Here is a 15189-nt window from a genome sequence, read left to right as displayed (position 1 = left end):
AAGGCTTCAGGCTAGATAAATGATTGAATTGCACTTGGCTAGGCTTCGAGAAAAGGCAGGAAAAACACAGAAGGAAATGGCCGAAATCCTAGGGCTTGGAAGTGTTAATGCTTACCAGTATTTGGAATATGAATCCAAAGGCATTCGATTTGACCAGCTAGATATTTTGTGCGACACCTTAAATTGCACCCCCGGCGATCTCATTACATATCACCGGGGAAGAAAAAATTTATAGTTCAGTCCCTTGGTAAGCTTGTCTGCATGGGTATTAAAAGGAAAAAATCCGCTCGGGGAGAGCCAAAGTCGTCTCAGCTTTATCTCGACCTAACCGCAACGGGTAAGCGAGGCTTCAGAGAAAAGTGTGAAGCTCACGGGTTAACTATGACTCGATTTATCGAGCTGTTTGCACGAGGTTATATTGATGTCCAAATCAAAGACTTGCCACCAGCAACGATCCAGAAAAAGGCAAAGCCAGAGCCTCAGACGATTCAAGAAGCTCTGGCTGGCAAGTCTGCGGAAGAACTTGCGGCTGCAAGTGATTTGCCTATGGAGCTGATTCAGTGCATCCTAGACGGCGATCGGGCAACTGCAAGAGAAGCGATCGCTCTAGCCAGAGCAGTCCCCGGTGTCTCTGGAAATCAGATGTGGGCTTTGGTTAAGAAGCAATACGATGGCTGTGGTGGTAACAGCTAGTTACTTGCTTTCAATCATCCGCAGATGGAAGTAGTAAGCCCGCATTGGCTCAGGCAGTAAATCTTCAATCGCATTTAATGTTGTTGAGTGCAGATAGATGTTGTGGAAGGCTTCATTAATAAAGTTTTTGACATTTTCAATGTCACGATCGCCCCATCCGTGACTCCGTAGGAGTTGCAAGAACTCATCAAGGGTGTACTCAAGGTCACCAAACAATCGCTGAAATGCTTTGGCAGAGTTCATAGCAATGTTAAATGCTGAGGGTGTAGTTGGCCTTAGTCTAACCGCACCCTAATTGCTTACCTTGCCGCTTCAATCACCTGATTGGCTGTAATTTGTAACCCTGGAAATGCCTGAGAAACAATGCGATCGCTTCCCGTAAAGCGAGTCACCTGATACTCACCGTCTACCAAGCAGCAGACTGAGATTGTGGGCTGCTTCGGAGAGCCAATGTACCGGGATGCACCCAACGCCAGGTAATCGATAATCCAGTACTCAGGAATGCCCATTTCTTCGTAGTCTGTGAGCTTCCGGCCATAGTCATCTCGCCAGTTGGTACTGGCTACTTCCACCACCAAACGAGCTGACCTACCAATAGTAATGGTCGAGCGCTTTTCCCATAGAGGATCATCTTTAACGGCCTGCTCATCCAGTACCACTACATCCGGCAGATATCCTGCTCTGTCAGTGAAGGGCCTCACTGTGCAAGTTCGAGGAATAAAGCAAGGTAGACGCTGCTGCCTGATCTCGAAATTTAATTCAGCCACAACGAAGCCAGCAAGCTTTTCATGAGTACCCGTGGGGTTCAACTCGATTACAACTCCATCGATCAGCTCATAACGTCCTGGTTCTGGGCACCAGTCGAGAAATTCTTCAAAGCTTAATAGGCTGGGTAAGGCTTGAACCATAGCGATCGCCTGAATTCCTGTCTCCACTATAGTTGCTTCTTACTGTGCAACGCCGAGGATTATGATCAAGCGCCGCCTATTTGATGCAGATAGCGAGGACGGTGCCGCGCAGCTTCCGAGCAATGCGGTTGACCAACTACCTAGAAAACGGCGAGAGTCGTGACACTACCCAGAAAATCGCAGCGCATGAGGATATTCGCACCACTAAGCTTGACGACCGCCGAGAAAAAGTTAGCTTTGAGGAAATTTTGAGGGTGAGGCTCTAAGTGATGATTCTACTAAGACCCTTCGCAGAGACTGCTTGAGAATAAACTATATTGACTCTGCTGCGTTAAAAAGAGCAAATGCGTACGACTCAGCAGCATATTTAACCCAATTCTTTGTAACTATTAAACTAAGGAAGGCGATTAAAAAGACCGAGGCAATAATTTCTGGCTCAAGAACAAAGCTACTAATCTTCTCTAATGAAAATGGTCTGTCTACAAGTATTTTTACGATTACAATACCAAAAGCTAAAAACAATCCTAATAACTTTAACCCTAAGAGATTCCGTCGAAATCCATAGCTAATGTTCTCCTCATGAAGACGTAAGAACTTACTATTGTCTTGAGTATTACTTCTCAACCATAAAACGGCTGAGTCATAAATTATATCAGCTTGTTGAGGGTTGCTATTTTCTTCGTCAGAGTTTGGCAGATGAAGGTTTGGAACTTTTTCACTTAGGCGATTATGAAGGCGTGCTTTTGTAATTGAGTCTATGCGATCGTTACTATGACGTAACATCACCGTCGTCGGTTTTCCATTCCATTCTTCATATAATGCTTGTTCAATTTTTTTGCCTAAATCTCGCCCTAATTGAGCAATCAAAGTGATAGCTGTAATTCCTACAATGCCGATAACAGCTAAATTCTTTAGCTCTGTTCCTGTTAATAAATTACTGATAAACAGCGCTAATATAGGAATTCCGACAACGATTACTGGTGCTACTCTTGCTCTTACTACGTATGCGTCAGGTAACCCCATAATTTCTTTCCTTTATTGAATTTGCTTAAAATTCTTAATTACTGTTTGACAGGAAAATGCTACCTTCTCCAAAACTTCCATCTAAACCTATGCGAACAAACAATTCATTATCTCCAAGAATGGCCATTAGGTAGAATTCATTTGTTTCATCAAAAACTTCTCCAAGCTTCGCGAAAACACCTTCATCATCACTGCTTGGACGTGCCCCTACGCAGTTGGGATGGGAATGCCATTCACCAATGTATCTGAGCTGTCCTGCTGACTTGCGCGCTGTTTCTACTAGAGTATCGTTCAATCCTGTTACTCCACGCTCGAAATAGTGTGGTCGTTTGACGCTATCAGCTGGTGCCGGGATACTGGCTGCTACCACTGTCATCTTATGCTCAAGATCTACAATTCCCAGCAAAACACCACCTGTTTCGTTGGGCAAACTCTCTAATCGTTGAGTAACTAACTCATTAAGTAAGCCTTTATTCCAGCGAACACGCCAATTTTTGAGTTTAATCTCAAATCCTGGAGTGGATAATAAATTAATTGCTTTTACCTCACCACTTTGCAAGTTTGAACGCCAGACAGTAGCTGAACTGTTAGAGTCCTTGTACTGTTGAATAAGCTGCCGAAGCCCAATACCAGCTAGAGTAGAAACCTGATCAGCACTAATTCGAGCTGTCAAATCACGACAACCATTTCCATAGCGCGTTAGTGGATCATCAGTTAGATGCCCTTGTAATGAATCCTCACTCACCAGTGCTCTGTAATATATGCCTTCCAAATCCCAAAGAGAGGTTGTTCGCTCAACATCTTCGAGAAGAAGGACAATATCTTTACCACTCGGACTTAGAAAAAGTGATGCACGTCTTTTGTTAGTAGCATGTTCACATAATTGACGTGCAACTGAAACAGATGCTGACATATCAAGAATTAAATCAGCATTGTTAAATACATCATCTATCTCCTGACTATTCTGAGGATTTATTACATCAGCAACAACGACCTTACCTATCGGGTTGTCAGGAACCAAGTCGTTAACAAAATCTTGAAGGGCATTGGCCTTGGGCGTTCCTACTGCCCAATCACCGAGTACATGTCTTACTAGGTTATGTGGCAGAAAGATGTCTTTATCAATTACTGACCATTGACCAAAGCCGCAGCGAGCTGCAAGCTCTATTATTTTTGATCCTAGAGCTCCAGCTCCTATAGCTGTAATAGAAGGTCGTAACTCTTCCCCATAACCTGAGAGAACTGATAAAGTTTCGCTTGACAAGCAGCGTCGAACTGCAAGCGCATAAATCTCGATTTTTTTTAGATCAGAACTAATGGTATTTTCACCAAGTAAAACTCCCACAGCTTGAATGCCATACGAGCCAGCATCAACAAGTGTACCGAGTGCTTCACCGAGAGCAGCTATTGACTGTGTTGTGATGAAAGCCCAATATTCAGTTGATTCAACTAGTCCCGTTTCGGTTCGCTTTTTTGGAAATTCAATCAAAATTACTAGTCTAGCTTCTACTAAATCTTCATATCGCCTTACTTGTTGTGCCCACTTTGTTAATTCTGTTTTTATGTCAAAGCCAATTTCATGTAACAGGCTATGCAGTTGCTCAAGATTGCGAGGGGCGTATTTTACAGCCCGATGCGTAATTGTAGGAGCAGTAAACGCGGCCAAAACAAAGCCAGGTCTTTCCTCATTTGTAGTCTCTCTTTGCTCGACAAAGTAGAGGGTTGTTCGTCTATGTGCATCTTCTGAACGAAAGGCAACATATCTTTTGCCAGATACTGTTGCATCCCCTGGAATAATAACTTGATCGTTGTAGCCTAATAAAACTGGCTCTAACGGTTGTTCATCGTCATGCAATGTTCCATCAGCAGTTTTCTCAAGCCATTCTTTTAGTCGTGCAAGAAGTAGGTAAGGGGTAAGCCTAGACCGAAGCTCCTCAAAAGGTTCTCCCCATAAGCAAAGACTTGGAAATTCTGCACTCCAATCGACCATCACATGCACAAGATCAATAGGAAAATCGAATCTCAATGGATAGAAACCAGGTAGGGTATCTCTATCACCTTTAAATGAGATTGCTACTATTTCTTTTGACCTGATGTCAATATTACGGTGCTGACAAACTTCAACACTGACTTGGACCACAAGGATATCAAAGTCCTTAGTAGCCCGACACTCAATCAGTTGAAAGTAAAGAGAATGCTTAGTGTTTAAATAACGATGAAGGGCGCGCGCGCGCGGAGAGCGTAATTTCTCTGGCAATATAAAATCGCCTGTAAATGGTCGTAGAGTCATCCGGCACGTGGAGGCTTGTTGGTAGTCATAACTATTGCAGGTGAGGACATAGATTTTTTTACCTTATGGCCTGAACCTGTAATTTCAATAACAAGGGGTTTTGGAGAATCTGGCTTCGGTTCATTCATTGTGACAAGAAACTCACCACGAAGCTTGGTTGCAACATCTTCATAATAAGCCGCAGCTTGTTTATGGGGTGGTTGGACCGTGTCCTCAGTAGGAATCAAATTGCTTGTTGAAATTAATAGCCCGAATGCCTCTCCTTGTTCTTCATACAGCCATCTTACATCATCTGTAGGTATCGTCTTTTGGCTACCTTTATCGGCTGAGAGAGAGAGGTAAGAGGTATGGTGCGGGATATTATTGATATCCCATCTAAGGCGGTCTTCATTCTGATGCTTTTTCGTTACTCTGACAATTGCTTCCATTACCTCATAAGGGCAATCTGCTGACAATATAAGACGAGTTTTTCTTCTACTCACCTCAAATGTGACTTGCATAAAAAGGGCTGTGTCGTTTCGTACAACGAGGCTTCCATCTTTACAACGTTCAGAAAAAGGTGAATGAACGAAAAATTCAACGCCATCACTTAGGAGGGAGAATCCTGGTACTGGTTGACCAGCATGAGTAATGCAATCCTGACGGTCGCTTGGATTAATTTCGTTGTCTTCCAACCAACCATTTAAGGCATTAGGGTTTGAGAAAACTCGAATTCCTTTACCTTTCTTAAGACGATGCCGCGCCTCAGCACGAAAAATTTTACCCTCATCTTCAATGCCTTCTTCAAGAATTGCAGCGGCTGGAACCCATAAAGTCTTAACTTTAATTCGGTCATTAGACTGATACTTATTAGCATGTTCGAGCCAAAAAAGCTTAGATGCTCCCTTGTAATGATCCTTATCAAGATGCGACAGAGCTAAAACATCTACTTCTTCATCGCTCCCGAATACTTGACGAATTTCTTTTTCAAGATCAATTCTTTTGTCTTTCTCATCATTTGGATCATAAGTGTTTGCATAGTCAAAGATAATACGCCGTCTGTTAGCAAGTTCGATGAAACAAGTGTCAGCGTTTCCAGTCGGATAAAAAGTAACAGTATGCATATTTAGGTAAGACACCTAGTCGTTATGTTGAAGACAAATGAGAGCAGTGGACTACTAATTAAGGATGGCTGCTGAAAATCTGCTTTGGCAAGATTGTCTCTAGCGCAAGCCCAGCTGCTCTAGGTTTCGAGACCAGTACTCAAATTAGAAAACTCGCTACATATTTAACTCACCAAACAAGGCTATGAAGATTTCTAGGCCTTTTTACATGTACACAGGGATTGCTCTCAGTAATACTAATGTATTATAACTTCAGTTCGGCGAATGGCCTACGCTTTTACCTAGTCTGGTGCTGGGATGGGTGCCAGATCTATTATCTGCATAGCAACCTCCTAGCCGCAGTTGTACTGAAGGCAACCCTTCATTTCCACAGCCTCTACGCAGCGCGCTTAATTGGGGACCAAGAGGGCATAGGTTCGCTTCCTACCACTTAGACCATACGGGTCGTTGGACAGAGTAGATATGCATCAAATCCTGTCAGAGGCACTCGCAGAGATGAAGCAACAGCGGCTTGGACGAGACTAGGCTGTCTTACATGGCAATGATACGAGTGATTGATCAGTTGGTGCTGAGTTGCGATCGCAACTCAGAGTTTGTCAGCAAAATTGGGGCGGCTTTGGCAAAAGTGTCGTGAGGAAGGCAATAGAGCGAGAGACAAACAACTCTGGCGCAGCTTGAAACCCTTTCTGAGTAAGGGTTTGCATGTGGTTTGTAGATGTTCACGATGCTATTAAATATATATAGCAGTCTGAACATCTACAAACCATCCTCTATTCCTTGCTACACAAGCATTTCAGACTCTCAAACTATCAAAATGTTTGCCATAAACATTTTGAGCTAAGTCGTTACAGCTTTGTCGATTTCCCTCGTCTAATTTGGATTGCTGTGGTCAGGTTAATTAACTAACCTGTAATCGCACTGTTCTTCCCGCTGGCGCTCGCTCTCACACCTCGTCCCCATCTCTGTCAACCCGTACGGGGCGGGGTGGCACTAAAAAAACGATCGCTCCTGCTTCTACGCTACAGGGGCGATCGCTTACCTTTTGGAACTTGATTTTACTTTGCTTTGTATCACAGTACACCTGACAGCCCTGCAATAAAAACAGGATCTAGGCGTCATTATTCCTTTTCATCGCTATCAGATTTGGTTGGAGAATCCTTCTCGTGGCGTTGAGTTGCCGTTTGGTAATTCTCCCAGGAAGGTTGCTGCGACCCTGGGCTGTGCTCAGCCGTTACCCGCTGGAACCGTTCCCACTGCTTCCGTTTCTCGAACCACTCGTTGCACACTTCCTCAACCAGTTTGACTTCGCTACTCGTCAGGCTCTCGTTGGAAATATTGAGGGCCAGAATCCTGGCGACTTGGATCGCTTTTTCAAGCTCTATTCCCCACTTAACCAACTCTGTGCGATAGCTTTGTTCTTGCTTCTGCGTAGGTGAGAACTGTTCTTCCACAGAGACCCATAGTAGCAACTGCTTTATTTAAGTGCCTTAAGATACAAAACTACCCTAGCTAAAGGTAGAGTCTGCTTATTTCCATTTCATAGAGATCTAATCCCTAAGCATTAGTGATTAAATACACTAGTAAATTGCAGGTGCTTACAGGAGCAGCAGAAAAATGAGCCAGGGGTCACTTCTGCTGGGGCAACGAATCCTTGTGGTTGATGATGATATCGATACCCTGCTCTTACTAACTTTGACGCTTGAGGAATGTGGAGCCAAGGTAGCCTCTGCGCTCTCCACTTCGGAAGCGATCAAGCTGTTTAAGGAGTTGCATCCCACCCTGCTCATTAGCGATATTGGACTCCCGTTTGAGGATGGTTTCTCACTCATTCGAGAATTACGCACCTTAGAAGCAGATTTAGGATGGCAGGTGCCCGCGATCGCTTTGACAGGGTATGCCGGAAAGGAATGGCGAGAGCGATCGCTAGAACTGGGTTTTCAGCAATACCTCACGAAGCCAATCCTGCCGGATGCATTAATAGAAATTGTTGTCCAGCTTCTAGGGCACTCTCAGGAGGGGGGCAATCGCCGTTAGTTGCAAGCTTCCGCGACCTGGTTGATCAAGGTCAGTCCTTTTTGGCTGGCTAGTTGCAGAGCATATTTATAAGCCATTTGATAATCTGCTTGGCTAGAGATAAAACGGCCTGGTCTGTAATCCAATCCATTGTCGAGGTACAGCACAATGGCACTTTGCTCAACATAGATGGAGTAAAGGACCACTTGTGTCGTCTTGGTGCTCATGGAAGTAGGAAGGCTTGTAGGGAATAGCTGTATTCTCTACACCAAGAGGCATAGGTGAAAACTACCAACAGAAGTATTAATTGCTTGTAGCTGTGGAAGCATGAGCGATGAATACTGGCTTGGCGGCATCGATGCGCCCTACGAGACGGGGCCGGGAGACGTGTGGCTAAGAGGTGCCGACTCGTGGAGCGATTGTGACTGGCTGTATGGGGCTGATACCGATAACGAGTAGCTGATGCTGGGGCAGAGGTGCTCCTCTCCCTCTAGCCAACCCTTAGGAATGAGAACCATGAATAATGACTTCGCCTCGTCCCTCTCAACATTGTTTATAGAGAAGCAACCCAACCCGGACTGTAGAAGGAAGATTCTCCTTGCCATGAACCTCGGTCTTCTATCCTTCGCCTGGAACGCTTCAAAAGGCAGTTTGGGTATAAACTGCGAAACGCAGCACATAGCAGTCGATTTGATTTGGCGGTACATTGACAACAGCTTCGCGGCGGCGGGGCGGGAGCGGGACTTGGAACTGCTTGAGATCCACGCGATCGATACGGGCGTTACTTACAACCTGGGGCGTCGCATGATGAACACTAAGTTGTGTTGAGTCCTCGGCACAGTTCGCAACAAAAAAGGGTTGGGCAATGCACCCAGCCCTTTGGTCATTATCTACCAATCCTTATTATGCAGCGCCCTGGAAGAGCAACATCACTATGCAGGAGGGGCGAGCGTTTGAGCCTGAACTATGGCAGAGTGTTGTCATCTCCTAACATTTTACGGAGCTAAAAGTTGATTCTAAGGGCCAAGGTGATGCCATGACTGATGCTGAAGAATGCCAAGGGAACACGGCCTTTCGTATTCTCCTCGTTGAGGACAACGACTTGAATCGTGAATTGCTTGGAGATTATCTGCGTCACTATGGTTATGAAGTTTTCACTTTGGCACAAGGCTCAGGTTTTTTCCTGACGATTGAACAATGCCAACCCAATCTAGTGTTGCTTGACCTAGGGTTGCCTGATGTCGATGGGTATCAGCTGCTAGAAGAGCTACAGCAACAACCACATTTGCAGCAACTACCAATCATTGTGATTTCTGGCTTTGCCTTTCAAGAGGAGCAACAGCGGGCGCTAAAACTGGGAGCCCGTCACTACCTGGTCAAGCCCGTCTCATTGACGAAGTTACTTGAGGCGATTGAGGCAGAAGCCCACACTTCATCACCCTAAAACCAGCTGTAGAGACGGGGCGGTCGCTTTCGCCCGACACCATTAGAGAGCTAGTTTGTCGCAATTAAGGCTGGGTTGATGACTGAGATAAGAGAACTGTTGAACCAATACACTGAGTTGAGTCTTGAGGTGACGGGTAAAGTGAGAGTGTTTAAGGGAACTCTCGTGTCTGCATGGTTTGTCTTGACTTTAATTGAAGTGGGCTGGAGTCAGGAAGACATAGCCAAGAATTACACCAGCATCCAACCTGAGGCGATCGCGGCCTTGTATGAGTGGTGCGAGAACCAGCAGAATTTGAAGCATGCCCTTGATGTCTTACGTCAAGGCAATTAGGCACTAGGTGGCATTTAATACTTCAGGAAGCCGCGGTTTTGGAATCAAGGCTTTGCTTTTACTGCCTCAGCCATGATTAGGATGGACGTGCCCTAGGAGCAGTACGACGCAGAAACTGCTTCACGCAAAATTTATCTGTTTCTCTCTACGAAAAAGACACACTTTGTTTAGTCTAGCTAGTATAAAATTAGACCACAGGTAGCCTTTCCGAGCTTGGTACAAGAGAGCTAAAGACAAGGTGACTCTTGATCTCCGGACTGGGAATCCTAAAATTGCAGAGTTTATTTTTTGCCAACGCAACTTTATGCCGTTAGCTCACATAAGCCCTATCTGTTCTGTGCGACATGGCATCGACTGAATCTGATTCGTTCATCTCCCGCTTCATGGCTTGACTGACCATTCTAGGGAAGAGATCGCTGTCAAATTCTCCTCAGGGAGTTGGCTATGTTGCTGATTTTGCCACCTGGAGAAGCTAAGTATGACTGGTGCGGATTCTTCCTTTCAGACTTATGAGCTGGGTTCAAATGAACCGGACCCGGTTCTATTCCAGTTGGATCAACACGGTCAGGCTAAGGGCTCACAACGGCAGCAGGGGTTCCAGCAAACGCTCGAAGCTTGCCAACACACGGCCTTGAAGTGGAAAGATTTGTGGTCCACACTGGTTAGGTTGACTCCTCTACCTGTGGCCATCACCTGTCTAGCGAACCAGCAAGTTCTGCTACAAAATCAGCTTGTCACACCTTTGTTTGGTTTGGCTCAGGGTGAAGTCTATGACCCCACTGACGCCAAGTTCTACGCCAGTGTTACAGAACCGGCTCAAATGCTGAGCCGACTTCAGTCAGGAGAGCGCCTTGTCAATTATGAGCTCCAGCTTCAGACCGCTCATGGAGAGTTGCGGGATACCCGAGTCTCCGCTGAACTAGTTGAGTATGAAGCGCAACTCGCCATTCTTTGGATCTGGACAGAGCAAGCCCAGCCAACGCAACGCAACGCTCCATCTGCCGCTCCGACAGCAGCGGCAACCCAGTTTCAGGCAATCGCACGGCAGCAGGCGGCGGTGGCTGAGCTCGGTCAACAAGCCTTGGCTGGGGTCGCGCTGAATGGGTTGTTCAACAAGGCAGTCAGGCTGGTGGCCCAGGTCCTAGAAGTCAACCTTTGTGGCCTGTGGAAGCTCCTGCCCAATGACAGCACCTTACTGCTCCAAGCCGGAATTGGGTGGCAAAGCGGGCTCGTGGGCACAGCGCTTGTGGGCACTCAGGCACATTCTCAAGTCGGCTCTGCCCTGCTCACCCAAAATCCTGTGCTGGTGGAAGACCTCCAGGTGGATACTCAATTCAGTGGTCCGCCCTTATTGCACAATCACAGAGTCGTGAGTGGCATCAGCTTGCCCATTCTCGGACCGACCCAAGCCTTTGGCGTGTTGAGTTGCTACACCACGGAGCGACGCACCTTCACTCCAGACGATGTTCACTTTTTGCAAGCGATCGCAAACGTTCTGGCGACGGCTCTGGCCCGCCACGAATCAGAGGCGCGATTACATTTGATGGAGCGGGCGATCGCCGCCAGCAGCAATGGCATTGTTTTAACGGATGCGAGCCAATCTGACAACCCCATCATCTATGTCAATCCCGCTTTTGAAGCGATGACGGGATATCGGGCAGAGGAAGCGATAGGGCAAAATTGTCGCTTTTTACAAGGAGCGAATCGCGATGCCCCCGCCCTGGAACAATTGCGCTCTGCCATCCAAGCCCAACAAGAGTGTCAGGTAACCTTGCAAAACTACCGCAAAGACGGCACCCCCTTCTGGAATGAACTGTATGTAGCACCTGTGTTTGATGCGGAGGGATACTTAACTCATTGCGTGGGCATCCAAACAGATATCACAGAGCGCAGACAAGCCGAAGTCGCCCTGCGTCAACAGGAAGAACAGTATCGCCGCATTGTTGAAACAGCGACGGAAGGCATTTGGATGCTGGACCAGAACAGCCAGACGAGCTACGTCAACCAACAGACAGCCACCATGCTGGGTTACAGCATTGAAGAGATGCTGGGTCAGCCACTGTTTGCTTTTATGGATGAAGAAGGTCAGGCCCTCGCTAAACTCTATCTAGAGCGGCGACAGCAAGGCATTCCAGAAATGCACGACTTCAAATTCTGCCGCAAAGATGGCACAACGGTGTGGACTATGCTCTCAACTGCCCCTTTGTTTGACGAGCAAAGCAACTATATTGGGGCGTTGGGCATGCTGACAGATGTGACGGCGCGGCGGCAAGCCGAAGCTGCCTTCCGTGAAGGTGAGCAACGTCTCAACGGTATTCTTCGCTCCCTCGAAGATGTGGTGTGGTCCATTTCCGCCACCAGCCAGGAAACGCTCTATCTCAATCCTGCCGCTGAACGAATCTATCATCGTACAGTCACAGAGTTTTTTGACCACCCCAATTTGTGGTCTGAGGTGGTGCATCCAGACGACCTCAAGCGCGTTCGGGCGGCCACTCAAGCGCTGCGGAAGAAGAAAAAGCTGGAGTTAGAGTATCGCATTCTCCAACCCGATGGGAGCGTGCGTTGGCTGTATGAGCGTCGCCGAGTGATCCGTGATGCCACGGGTCAGGTGGTTCGCATTGATGGCATTGCCACCGATATTACCGAACGCAAGTGGATGGAAGCGCAACTCGTTCATGATGCCTATCATGATGCTCTGACTGGGCTCCCCAATCGCGTGCTGTTCATGGATCGACTCAAGCAAGCGATCGCCCGCACTAAACGGCGTTCTAATTACGCCTTTGCGGTGCTGTTTCTAGACCTTGATCGTTTCAAGGTCATCAATGATAGCTTGGGTCACTTGGTTGGCGATCAGCTCCTCGTCACGATCGCTCAGCGCTTAGCGAGTTGTCTCGACCCAGCCCATACCATTGCCCGCTTGGGAGGAGATGAATTCACCATTTTGCTCGACCCCATTGCCGCTCCCAACGACGCCGCAACTGTGGCAGAGCAGATTCACCAGGCATTACAACTGCCATTCAACCTCGATGGCTATGAAGTGTTTACGACCGTGAGTATTGGCATTGCCTTGAGTGCGACGGGCTATAACCAACCGGAAGATGTGCTACGGGATGCGGATGCGGCTCTATATCAAGCCAAAGAGCAAGGTAAAGCTCGCTTTGCGATTTTCGACACCGCAATGCACAACCAGGCCATGTCGTTGTTGCAATTAGAAATGGCCCTCCGCTGGGCGCTTGAGCGGCAGGAACTCCGAGTGTTTTATCAGCCGCTAGTCTCCTTAACCACGGGCAGGATTGTCGGCTTTGAAGCCTTAGTGCGTTGGTTACACCCAGAGCAAGGGCTCATCTCTCCCGCCGAGTTTATTGCGATCGCCGAAGAAACAGGACTGATTGTTCCGATTGGGCAGTGGGTGTTAACTGAATCTTGCCGGCAGCTCCGGGAGTGGCAAACCCAGTTTCCAACTGCCTCAACCCTGAGCATCAGTGTTAATCTCTCGAGCAAGCAGTTCTCACAACCGAATTTAGTCAGCCAAATTGAGCAAGTTCTCCAGGAAACGGGGTTGAGGCCAGATACGTTGAAACTAGAGATTACGGAAAGTGGCATTATGAACAATACGGAGTCAGCCGCTTTACTGCGACAACTACGGGCGCTTCAGGTGCAACTGTGCATTGATGATTTTGGCACGGGATATTCTTCCTTGAGCCGTTTACGCCAGTTCCCCATCCACACCTTAAAAATCGATCGCTCCTTTGTCAGCACCATGCGAGAAGCGGTTCAAGATGCGGAGGTGGTTCAAGCCATCATCACGCTGGCTCACAATTTAGGGATGAATGTGGTTGCAGAAGGCATCGAAACAGCAGAGCAGTTAGCTCATTTACGCCGGCTACATTGCGAGCAGGGACAGGGATACTTTTTCTCGAAGCCGCTCAATAGCCAAGCCGCAACCGCTCTGCTTGCCGCCGGGTTTCAGTGGTAAACCCTGAATAGCCTGCAGCTCAATTCAATGAATGATGGGGCTGCTGAGTTTCAGTCAATTTTCGCTCCTAGCTTCACTAGGCTCTGACAAGCCAACTTCTAACTCGACTCAACAATAAAGCTTGGAATCAGAAAGGTCCTCTAACTGTTTACTCAACAATTTCAATACCTTACGGACCCTTCTAAGCTGCGTGGTCAAGGGCAGGGCCCGCTGGAGTAAACCTATCACTTTGCCCCCTAACTGACGTTGTAGGGTCAAGAACACCCGATACAACAGCGGCTCACTCCATCCAGTTTCTTCCAACGCGGTTAGAAAGGAGGCGGTTGCCGTCACGTTGTGAGTCAGCAAAGTTTCATGGAGTAACTTGAGTACTGGGTCCGGGAGGTTAGACAACAAGCTACGATCCGACGGGTTAGTGATAGCGGCTATATCAAGCAAAACATTTGTTTCCTGGTTTCAAAAGCAAACCCTCTGGTCATAATCGACTAGAGGGAGCAACAGAGTTGGATAAGCAATAGTACTATTGTACCCAATGCTGAGTAGGGAGCTACTAAGGATGTTATTTCCCTAATTAGAGTTAGTAGACTCATGGGGTTTGCCTTTAAGAGTGATTCAATTCAAACTCTTTTTTGTCCTTAGGCTGTCTCTAGTGCTTCTGTCGCTACTAATCCACTAGAAGCCGAATGCATTAGAAGCTCAAAGCCGCTGATCGCCTACCTAGCCCGCACTAAAGGGATTGCCCTCGCCTACCAGCCAATCAGAAAGTTCGTAACTTCCCAATCCGCAAGCTGACAAAGCTACGGTCGCTCTTATAATTCGGTCTTCTCAAGGTCTGTACTAATCTATACCCTAATGGGCAACCTAAGGAAAAACTTGTTTGAATAGCTCTATGAACCTCGATGAGTTTGAGTCCCAAGTTAAAGATGCGATTGAGGTTGGACTCAACCGACTCCAAACGGTCACGCTTTTAGTCGTCAACCTAGAGCAACAGCTCGAATCAACCCGACAAAGTATGCAAGAGCTAACTCAAGTTATTGATAACTTCGTTACTGCCGAAAAGCAAAAACGAGACCAAGACCAGAACTGAGCTCCTCTCGATAGCGAGAAGACTATCTAGCACAAACTTTTTCAATCGCGGCGACTAGCGCTTCTGGGTGGCTCGGCTTGACAAAATAACCCTGCACTCCCAATTGCAGCGCTCGTTGGCGTTCGGTTCGAAAGGCGAATGCTGTAAAGACGATGACAGGTAAATGTTGAAACTCTATGTTCTGTCGCAGTGCTTCTAGTAGTTGATAGCCACTGATGCCGGGTAACTTCAAGTCCAGCAAAACAACATGCGGCTGAAACTGAGCCAGAGTTGAGAAAAAGCTACTGCCCTCTGCCAAACCCAGCACTTGGTAGCCGTG

Annotated in this window: 17 protein-coding genes; 9 read left to right on the top strand and 8 right to left on the bottom strand. The window is 47.2% G+C overall.

Annotated elements, in window-relative coordinates; translation table 11 throughout:
* Positions 1 to 19: 19 nt before the first annotated feature.
* The gene (locus H6F90_RS31520; RefSeq protein WP_190552760.1) at positions 20 to 235 is read left to right on the top strand and encodes a helix-turn-helix domain-containing protein; all 216 of its coding nucleotides are present in this window, start codon (positions 20 to 22) and stop codon (positions 233 to 235) included.
* A 146-nt stretch (positions 236 to 381) separates the two neighbouring features.
* Positions 382 to 693 carry a hypothetical protein gene (locus tag H6F90_RS12290; protein ID WP_190552759.1) on the top strand — a complete coding sequence of 104 codons (312 nt, stop codon included), beginning with the start codon at positions 382 to 384 and terminating at the stop codon, positions 691 to 693.
* Here the strand turns inward: H6F90_RS12290 and H6F90_RS12285 are convergent, their stop codons facing one another.
* Positions 694 to 936 carry a hypothetical protein gene (locus tag H6F90_RS12285; RefSeq protein ID WP_190552758.1) on the bottom strand — a complete coding sequence of 81 codons (243 nt, stop codon included), beginning with the start codon at positions 934 to 936 and terminating at the stop codon, positions 694 to 696.
* Positions 937 to 992: 56 nt separating this feature from the next.
* The gene (locus H6F90_RS12280; RefSeq protein ID WP_370588005.1) at positions 993 to 1628 is read right to left on the bottom strand and encodes a Uma2 family endonuclease; all 636 of its coding nucleotides are present in this window, start codon (positions 1626 to 1628) and stop codon (positions 993 to 995) included.
* 95 nt (positions 1629 to 1723) lie between these two features.
* Between H6F90_RS12280 and H6F90_RS12275 the strand changes: the two genes are divergently transcribed.
* The gene (locus H6F90_RS12275) at positions 1724 to 1867 is read left to right on the top strand and encodes a hypothetical protein (RefSeq protein WP_190552757.1); all 144 of its coding nucleotides are present in this window, start codon (positions 1724 to 1726) and stop codon (positions 1865 to 1867) included.
* A gap of 46 nt (positions 1868 to 1913) precedes the next feature.
* On the opposite strand, the gene H6F90_RS12270 is transcribed toward H6F90_RS12275, so the two are convergent.
* The 4 genes from H6F90_RS12270 to H6F90_RS12255 all read right to left on the bottom strand — a co-directional run bounded on the left by H6F90_RS12270 (position 1914) and on the right by H6F90_RS12255 (position 7468).
* The gene (locus tag H6F90_RS12270; protein WP_190552756.1) at positions 1914 to 2624 is read right to left on the bottom strand and encodes a hypothetical protein; all 711 of its coding nucleotides are present in this window, start codon (positions 2622 to 2624) and stop codon (positions 1914 to 1916) included.
* 34 nt (positions 2625 to 2658) lie between these two features.
* Complete coding sequence (locus H6F90_RS12265; protein WP_190552755.1) at positions 2659 to 4914, bottom strand: ThiF family adenylyltransferase; 2256 nt, start codon at positions 4912 to 4914, stop codon at positions 2659 to 2661.
* Complete coding sequence (locus H6F90_RS12260; protein ID WP_190552754.1) at positions 4911 to 6017, bottom strand: hypothetical protein; 1107 nt, start codon at positions 6015 to 6017, stop codon at positions 4911 to 4913. Before H6F90_RS12260 ends, H6F90_RS12265 begins: the two co-directional genes overlap by 4 nt.
* 1118 nt (positions 6018 to 7135) lie before the next feature.
* Entirely contained in the window at positions 7136 to 7468 is a 333-nt protein-coding gene (locus H6F90_RS12255) for a hypothetical protein (protein ID WP_190552753.1), read from the bottom strand.
* Between the two features lie 163 nt (positions 7469 to 7631).
* On the opposite strand from H6F90_RS12255, the gene H6F90_RS12250 reads away from it, so the two are divergent.
* A complete protein-coding gene (locus H6F90_RS12250; RefSeq protein ID WP_190552752.1) occupies positions 7632 to 8051 on the top strand; it encodes a response regulator in 420 nt (139 codons plus the stop codon).
* On the opposite strand, the gene H6F90_RS12245 is transcribed toward H6F90_RS12250, so the two are convergent.
* Positions 8048 to 8257, bottom strand: a complete 210-nt coding sequence (locus tag H6F90_RS12245) for a hypothetical protein (RefSeq protein WP_190552751.1) — start codon at positions 8255 to 8257, stop codon at positions 8048 to 8050. The two genes, H6F90_RS12250 and H6F90_RS12245, sit on opposite strands and share 4 nt — an antisense overlap.
* A 376-nt stretch (positions 8258 to 8633) precedes the next feature.
* Here H6F90_RS12245 and H6F90_RS12240 point away from each other — a divergent pair, with 376 nt between their 5' ends.
* From H6F90_RS12240 to H6F90_RS12220, 5 genes are all read left to right on the top strand, one after another.
* Complete coding sequence (locus H6F90_RS12240) at positions 8634 to 8858, top strand: hypothetical protein (RefSeq protein ID WP_190552750.1); 225 nt, start codon at positions 8634 to 8636, stop codon at positions 8856 to 8858.
* A 208-nt stretch (positions 8859 to 9066) separates the two neighbouring features.
* The gene (locus H6F90_RS12235; RefSeq protein WP_190552749.1) at positions 9067 to 9474 is read left to right on the top strand and encodes a response regulator; all 408 of its coding nucleotides are present in this window, start codon (positions 9067 to 9069) and stop codon (positions 9472 to 9474) included.
* Positions 9475 to 9552: 78 nt separating this feature from the next.
* Positions 9553 to 9807, top strand: coding sequence for a DUF433 domain-containing protein (locus tag H6F90_RS12230; RefSeq protein ID WP_190552748.1), 255 nt, complete (start codon positions 9553 to 9555; stop codon positions 9805 to 9807).
* Between the two features lie 478 nt (positions 9808 to 10285).
* A complete protein-coding gene (locus H6F90_RS12225; protein WP_190552747.1) occupies positions 10286 to 13783 on the top strand; it encodes an EAL domain-containing protein in 3498 nt (1165 codons plus the stop codon).
* Between the two features lie 889 nt (positions 13784 to 14672).
* Entirely contained in the window at positions 14673 to 14870 is a 198-nt protein-coding gene (locus tag H6F90_RS12220; RefSeq protein ID WP_190552746.1) for a hypothetical protein, read from the top strand.
* Positions 14871 to 14892: 22 nt separating this feature from the next.
* Here H6F90_RS12220 and H6F90_RS12215 read toward each other — a convergent pair.
* Positions 14893 to 15189, bottom strand: a 297-nt coding sequence (locus tag H6F90_RS12215) for a response regulator (protein ID WP_190552745.1), incomplete at its 5' end; no start/stop codon positions are given.

The organism is Trichocoleus sp. FACHB-591 (genome assembly GCF_014695845.1).
GTDB lineage: Bacteria > Cyanobacteriota > Cyanobacteriia > FACHB-46 > FACHB-46 > Trichocoleus.
The sequence above is the reverse complement of the archived record's forward strand: the minus strand, read 5'-3'. Positions and strand labels throughout refer to the sequence as shown.